Origin of the sequence: Borrelia sp. A-FGy1 (assembly GCF_014084025.1) — a bacterium.
Taxonomy (GTDB): domain Bacteria; phylum Spirochaetota; class Spirochaetia; order Borreliales; family Borreliaceae; genus Borrelia.
This window is the reverse complement of the sequence record NZ_CP043717.1, coordinates 1-1,380: the sequence shown is the minus strand read 5'-3', so window position 1 is coordinate 1,380 and position 1,380 is coordinate 1. Positions and strand designations below refer to the sequence as shown.

At 46.2% G+C, this 1,380-nt stretch carries 2 protein-coding genes; both read left to right on the top strand.

What is annotated here, in order from left to right:
* Positions 1-570: variable large family protein (locus F0310_RS05675; RefSeq protein WP_182117991.1), on the top strand; the 570-nt coding region annotated here is incomplete at its 5' end.
* Between the two features lie 4 nt (positions 571-574).
* Positions 575-1,380: variable large family protein (locus tag F0310_RS05670; protein WP_182117990.1), on the top strand; the 806-nt coding region annotated here is incomplete at its 3' end.

The following is a 1,380-nucleotide window of genomic DNA, read 5'->3' as shown; positions in this document are numbered from 1 at the left end:
GCAACAGTAGCAGAAGCGGAAAAAGCACTGTCAGAACTAGCAAAAGCAACAGAAGATCTGTCAAAAGCCTTTGAAGGAAGCGGCGGCGACAAAGTAGCTGAAGTAGGATCAGTAGCTGAAGTAGGATCAGGAGCACAGCAGGGAGTCCAACCAGACGACGGTGCAATAAAGGCAGCAGTAGCCGCACTAAATAAAATCAAGGACGTAGCAGTAAAGCAAGGCATTAATATAGCAGCAGAAAGCGGTGCAACAGTAGGAGGCACCGACAAAGACGGGGCTAAAATACTAGCAACAGATAGCGGCGGCGACAAAGGACTAGCAGCAGCAGCAGCAGACACAACAGCAGTATCTTTCGCTAAAGGTGGCACTGAAGACAATGTAAAACATGAAGCAAACGCAAAAGCAGGAGCAGTAACAGGAGGAATAGCTTTAAGATCCTTACTTAAAAGCGGAAAGCTAGCACACAAAAATGGCGCAAACACAGCAGCACAAGCAGTAGGCCTTAACGCAAGTGGAAAGCTACTAGCAACAGCAACAGAAGATCTGTTAAAATCAGTAGCGAGAAAGTAACTGCGTGAAAGTAGCTGAAGTAAAAGGATCAGGAGATCAGCAGGGAGCCAAGCCAGACGACGATGCAATAAAGACAGCACTAGCCGCACTAAAGAAAATCAAGGAAGTAGCAGAAAAGCAAGGCATTAATCTAGCAGAAGCAAGCAGTGCAAAAGTAGGCAGCGACAACAAAGAAGGGGCTAAAATACTAGCAACAGAGAGCGACGACAAAGGACTAGAAGCAGCAGATGCAAGCAAAGCCTTAGCAATACTAACAAAAGTAACAGGAGAAGAAACACTAGCAGCAGTACTAGCTAGTAAAGACAACGACGCAGAGCTATCATCAGACGCAACAGCAGGCACAACAGCAGTATCTTTTGCTTTAGGGGGCACTGAAAACAATGTAAAAGAAGCAGAAGCAGCAAAAGCAGGAGCAGCAACAGGAGGAATAGCTTTAAGATCCTTACTTAAAAGCGGAAAGCTAGCACACAAAAATGGCACAGGCGACAACACAGCAGTAACAGAAGAGCTGTCAAGAGCCTTTGAAGGCGGAAGCGAGAGCGTAGCTGAAGTAGGATCAGGAGCACAGCAGGGAGCCAAGCCAGACGACGGTGCAATAAAGGCAGCAGTAGCCGCACTAAATAAAATCAAGGAAGTAGCAGAAAAGCAAGGCATTAAGCTAGCAACAGAAAGCGGTGCAACAGTAGAGACCGACAAAGAAGGGGCTAAAATACTAGCAACAGAGAGCAACAAAGGACTAGAAGCAGGAGATGCAAGCAAAGCCTTAGCAATACTAACAAAAGTAACAGGAGAAGAAACACTAGCAGCAGT